This is a genomic window from Mesorhizobium sp. M7A.F.Ca.MR.362.00.0.0 (genome assembly GCF_004023175.1).
Lineage (GTDB): Bacteria > Pseudomonadota > Alphaproteobacteria > Rhizobiales > Rhizobiaceae > Mesorhizobium.
In genome coordinates this window covers 1-5,416 of sequence record NZ_RZTF01000416.1, presented here as the reverse complement: position 1 = coordinate 5,416, position 5,416 = coordinate 1, and the positions used below count along the sequence as shown (strand labels likewise).

Sequence of the window (5,416 nt, the reverse complement as noted above, 5' to 3'; positions counted from 1 at the left end):
GTCGTGTTCACGGGCTCGCTGGAGAAGATGACACGCTCCGAAGCCAAGGCGATGGCGGAGCGCCTGGGCGCCAAGGTCGCGGGCTCGGTTTCGGCAAAGACGGATCTGGTGGTCGCCGGGCCGGGTGCCGGCTCCAAGCTCAAGCTTGCCAGCGAACTCGGCATCGAGGTGATCGACGAGGATGGCTGGCTGGTACGGATCGGCAAGGCGTGATGGAAGGCGCATTCAAGGGTTTCGGCCCGAAAGCCATTCCGTTCCTGAAGGCGCTGGATTTCCACCAGAGCCGGGAGTGGTTTTTAGAAAACCGCGACCTGTTCGAAAAGGAGCTGCGCGATCCGCTCAGTGATCTCGTCGACACGCTGACCGAGCGCTTCGCAAAGGCAGGCCTCGGCCTGCGCGGCGACCGCAAGAAGTCGCTGTTCCGCATCAATCGCGACGTGCGCTTCGCCAAAGACAAGCGACCCTACAACAGGCATTTGTCGGCCATCCTGTCGCCCGACGGCACCAAGATGGAGCAGGGTGTGTTCTACGTGCATATCGGGCTTGAGCGCTGTTTTGCCGACATTGCCTGGTGGCAGCCGGAACCGGCGCTGCTGCTGGCGATGCGCAAAGCCATCGCGACCAAGCCGGACAATTTTCGCGGCCTGGTGGCGGCGTTGAAGAAGAACCGGCTTGAATTCGAGACCGAAGGCCGTATGAAGCGTACGCCACGCGGCTTCGAGGAAATCAGCGATCCCGATCTGGTCGCCGCCATCCGCCACCGGCATTTCTATGTCCAGCATGTCATCGATCCGGCCGGAATCCATACGGCTGATCTGGTCGATGAACTCGTCGATTTCACCTTGCGCGCCAAGCCGCTGCTCGACTGGGGCAGGGCGATCGAGGGCAAGGGTTCGCTTGACTAGTCTCCGGCTCCGGCAACCCGACGATCATTTCCGCTGATCGTTTGGCTCAAGCGAATTCGTGTGACAAGGCAGGCAGCGCTTCCTACATCAGGCCCTGATCAAGGAGAGGCCATGTCGGCGCAAGCAATTTCCGAGAGCGGCGATAGAAGCGATTTCTGGCAGGGCGTGCGGCTGTCGATGCCTGTCGTGGTGGCGTCGGCGCCGTTTGCGGTGCTGTTCGGTGCGCTCGCCGTCGACAATGGTTTCTCGGTCCTGGAAGCCTTCCTGATGAGCGCGCTGGTCTATGGCGGCGCCAGCCAGATGGTCGGCATCCAGCTGTTCGGCCAGCATGTGGCGCCGTGGCTGATCGTGCTGTCGATCTTCGCCGTCAATTTCCGCCACGTGCTCTATTCCGCAGGCATCGGCCGGCGCATCGCGCACTGGCCTGTCATCCAGCAGGCACTTGGTTATTTCATCCTCACCGATCCGCAATTCGCGGTAGCCGAAGCGCGGGCGCAATCGGGCCGGACGGTCGGCTTTGCCTGGTATCTGGGACTTGGCCTGCCGGTCTATCTGTTCTGGATCGTCGAAAGCGCGCTTGGCGCGATGTTCGGCAAGCTGATCCCCGACACGCATGCGCTCGGCATCGATTTCCTGCTGCCGATCTATTTCCTCGGTCTCGTGCTGGGCTTCCGCAAGCGGCCGCTGTGGCTGCCGGTGGTCATCGCCAGCGCCGCCGCCTCGATCATCGCCTATAAGACCGTGGGCTCGCCCTGGCATGTCTCGATCGGCGCTGTTGCCGGTGTGCTGCTGGCGGTCATCCTGCCTCCCCATCACAGCGGCGTAAAGGCGCGGCCATGAGCACGACCTTCTGGATCATCATCGCCGGCGCAATCGCGACCTATCTGACGCGCATCGGCGGGCATCTGGTCATCTCCCGCTTCGAAACCATCCATCCGCGCGTTGAGGCCGGTCTCAACGCCGTGCCGGCGGCGGTGCTGACGACGCTGGTGGCGCCGGAACTGTTGAATGCCGGGCCGGCGGAATGGGCGGCTCTGGTGGTTACGGCTGTGGTTTCGCTGCGCGGCGGACTGATGTCGATGTTTCTGGCGGGGGCTGCGGTTCTGATTTTGGCGCGGCAGTTCGTCGGATAAGGCTCTGCCGCAGCAATTACCTCGAACGGAGGCGCTGCCCCTCATTGCCCTGCCGGGCATTTCTCCCCGTGAACGGGGAGAAAGAAAGCTCACCTCAAATCTTCGCGTCGTGCGGCAATGGCGCGGTGGCTTTTTCCAGCCAGGCAAGCGTTTCGCCGTCGAGCATCGGGCCGATCTCGGCCAGCACGCGCGTATGGTACGAGTCCAGCCAGTGCAACTCGTCGCGCGTCAGGAGGTCCGACTGCACCAGCCTGGTATCGATCGGCGCCAGCGTCAGCGTCTCGAAGCCGTGCATGGCGATGTCGCCGCCCTCGATCTCTTGCGCCGGGGTCACCAGGATCAGGTTCTCGATGCGGATGCCGTAGGCGCCTTCCTTGTAGTAGCCCGGCTCGTTGGACAGCATCATGCCTTCGAGCAGCTTTTCGGTGCCGGTGCGGGCGATGCGCTGCGGGCCTTCATGCACGGCCAGATACGAGCCGACGCCATGGCCGGTGCCGTGGGCGAAGTCGCAGCCGTGCTTCCACAGCGCCATGCGCGCGACGGCATCGATTTCCGAACCGCGCGTGCCGGCGGGAAAGCGCAGCGTGGAAATGCCGATCATGCCTTTCAGCACCAGCGTGAAGCGTTCGCGCATCTCCTGCGTCGGCTGGCCGATCGGCACGGTGCGCGTGATGTCGGTGGTGCCGTCCTGATACTGCGCACCGGAGTCGAGCAGGAACAACTCGCCGGCCTGCAGCTTGCGGCTGGTGGCGCGCGACACGCGGTAATGCATGATGGCACCGTTCGGACCGGCGCCCGAAATGGTGTCGAAGGAGACATCGCGCAGCGGCATCTGCGTTTCCTCGCCGGTCTGCCGCCGCGTCTCCTCCAGCCGGGTGACCACCGATATCTCATCGAGCGATCCGGGTTTTTGCCGCTCCAGCCAGCACAGAAGCTTCGCCACGGCCGCACCGTCACGCCGATGCGCGGCGCGCGAGCCGTTGATCTCGGCCTGGTTCTTGGTGGCGCGCGGGATGCGGGCGGGGTCGGCTGCCGCAATCACCGTGCCGCCATTGGCCTCGACCAGCATGCGCAGCCGGTCGGCCGCCAGCACCGGGTCGAGCGCGATTTTCGCGCCACTCTTGGCAAGGGCGACGATCGCGGCTTGGAATTCGCCGGGCCCATGCGGCTCGGCGAGTTGGGTGAGATAGGCCGCGACCTGGCGCGAGAATTTGCGCTTATCCATGAAAAGCTGGTGCGACCCATCGGCGGCAAGAATGGCGAAGCCGAGCGCCAGCGGCGTGTGCGGCACGTCGCCGCCGCGGATGTTGAAGGCCCAGGCGATGGAGGAGGGGTCGGTCAGCACCGCATGGCTGGCGCCGTCCTTTGCGATCGCCGCCGCCAACCGCGCGAGCTTGTCCTTGGCGAGCTCGCCGGCAAAGCCGATCGGGTGAAGTTCGACCGGGGCCACCGGCGCGTCGGGCTGATCCTTCCAGATGATGTCGATCGGGTTCTTGTCGAGCGGCACCAGCACGGCGCCTGATTTGTCGGCCGAGGCCTGCAGCGCCTTGACCTCGCTGATCGTGTGCAGCCATGGATCGAAGCCGAGCCGTGCGCCCTTGCCAAGATTGTCTTTCAGCCAGACAGCCGGCGGATTGTCGACCAGGCTTTCGATCGAAAAGACGTCCAGGTCGACCTCGCTGCGCACCTGCAGCGTGTAGCGCCCGTCGACAAAGACGAAGGCGCGGTCGCGCAGGACGATGGCGGCGCCGGCCGAGCCGCTGAAGCCGGTCAGCCATTTCAGCCGCGCCGAGCGGTCGGCGACATACTCGCCCTGATGCTCGTCGGCACGCGGCACGATGAAGCCGTCCAGCCCGTTGGCTTCAAGCCATTGGCGCAGGAGCGCCACGCGCGGTTTGCCGACGGCCGGGTCGCCGGCGGAATCGAAGGTCTGGAACATTGTGGGCATCCTGATATCGGCGGGACCGTAGCCTATGGACCGGGAAATCGGAATCGATTTCCGGCTGCGCGCAACCTGCTACAGCATCGCTGGACTGACAACCGGGGGAACTTGGTCCAAGCTCGGTCGGTCCCGGGCTCAATGCTTGAGGTGGATCGTCACCCAGCCCTCGCGGTGCAAGGTTCTGACGTGGCGAAAATTCTGGCCGACATAGGCCGAGATGACCGCGTCGCGCTGGCGGTCGAGGATGCCTGACAGCACGATCGAGCCGCCAAGTGCGATGTGGCCAGCCATTTGCGGCGCCAGCCGCATCAGCGGCCGTGCCAATATGTTGGCGACGATGAGATCGAAGGGCGCGCGCTTGCCGAAGACCGGGTGGTGAAAGCCCGGCGCGGTCACCGTTTCCACCAGTGCCTTGACGTGGTTGAGCCGTGCATTGGCGGCAGCCACCCGCACCGCCACCGGATCGATGTCGGTGGCCAGCACAGGAATATGCGCCAGCTTGGCGACGGCAATCGCCAGCACCGCACTGCCGGTGCCGAGATCGAGCGCATTGCGCGGGTGTTCGCGCCGGACCACTCTTTCCAGCATCTCCAGGCAGCCGGCGGTGGTGCCGTGATGGCCGGTGCCGAAGGCAAGGCCAGCCTCGATCTCGATGGCGATCTCGCCGCTGTGGCGCTTGCGGCGGTCATGCGCGCCGTGGACGAAGAAACGTCCGGCACGCACCGGCTTCAGCTCTTCCAGCGAATGCGCCACCCAGTCGATGTCGGGCAGGGCCTCGCGCTCGATCGGCTTCGACAGGGAAAGGCCGGCAAGGATGTCGTTCAAGCGGGTCTCGACCGCATCGACGTCGCCATCGGCATAGAGCGACACTTCGTGGATGTCCTTGTCCTCGTCGACCTCCAGGACGGCGATCGGCAGCCCTTCTTCCTCGAAGGCTGCGTCAAGCGCCGCGAAAATGCTGACGGACTCGGTCTTTCCGGTGGTGAAGTAAAGGCGCGTCTGGGTCATGAAATCTGTTTCTTTTTGAGCATGATCTTGCCCGAAAACCGGTGCCCACTTTTCGGGATCAAGCTCTAGCCTTTCGCCGCCAGCCGCTTCAGCTTGGCGATGGCCGTATCGGCGCTTTCGCCGTAGGCGATGGTGCCGGCAAAGTCGCCATTGGCGTTGAGCAGCAGCACCGAGGCGGTGTGGTCCATCGTGTAGTCGCCGTCGCCGGTGTCGACCTTCTTCCAGTAGATGCCGAACGACTTGGCCATGGCATGGACCTTGTCGGGAGCGCCGGTGATGCCGACGATGCGGTCGGAGAAATTGCTGACATAGGCGTTCATCACTTCCGGCGTGTCGCGCTCGGGATCGACCGATACGAAATAGGCGTGCAGGTTCTTGCCGTCGTCGCCGAGCGTCTTCAGCCAGCCGGCCAGTTCGAACAGCGTGGT

Annotated in this window: 7 protein-coding genes; 4 read left to right on the top strand and 3 right to left on the bottom strand. The window is 64.4% G+C overall.

Annotation, left to right across the window (positions count from 1 at the left end; all coding sequences use genetic code 11):
• The 4 genes from EOC06_RS31740 to EOC06_RS31725 all read left to right on the top strand — a co-directional run.
• Positions 1-213 (top strand): BRCT domain-containing protein (locus EOC06_RS31740; RefSeq protein WP_164898840.1); only part of this gene is annotated, 213 nt, incomplete at its 5' end.
• Positions 213-905, top strand: coding sequence for a DUF2461 domain-containing protein (locus tag EOC06_RS31735; RefSeq protein ID WP_128309643.1), 693 nt, complete (start codon positions 213-215; stop codon positions 903-905). The genes EOC06_RS31740 and EOC06_RS31735, both read left to right, overlap by 1 nt.
• Before the next feature lie 111 nt (positions 906-1,016).
• On the top strand, positions 1,017-1,745 hold the full coding sequence (locus tag EOC06_RS31730; RefSeq protein ID WP_128309642.1) for an AzlC family ABC transporter permease: 729 nt from the start codon (positions 1,017-1,019) through the stop codon (positions 1,743-1,745).
• Entirely contained in the window at positions 1,742-2,038 is a 297-nt protein-coding gene (locus EOC06_RS31725) for an AzlD family protein (protein WP_127320663.1), read from the top strand. The genes EOC06_RS31730 and EOC06_RS31725 overlap by 4 nt, the downstream gene beginning before the upstream one ends.
• Positions 2,039-2,132: 94 nt before the next feature.
• Here EOC06_RS31725 and EOC06_RS31720 read toward each other — a convergent pair whose 3' ends face one another.
• The 3 genes from EOC06_RS31720 to EOC06_RS31710 form a co-directional block, all read right to left on the bottom strand.
• Positions 2,133-3,977 (bottom strand): aminopeptidase P family protein, encoded by a 1,845-nt coding sequence (locus tag EOC06_RS31720; RefSeq protein WP_128309641.1) that lies wholly within the window; start codon positions 3,975-3,977, stop codon positions 2,133-2,135.
• Between the two features lie 138 nt (positions 3,978-4,115).
• A complete protein-coding gene (locus EOC06_RS31715) occupies positions 4,116-4,988 on the bottom strand; it encodes a 50S ribosomal protein L11 methyltransferase (RefSeq protein WP_128309640.1) in 873 nt (290 codons plus the stop codon).
• Between the two features lie 65 nt (positions 4,989-5,053).
• Positions 5,054-5,416 (bottom strand): SCO family protein (locus EOC06_RS31710; RefSeq protein ID WP_164898839.1); only part of this gene is annotated, 363 nt, incomplete at its 5' end.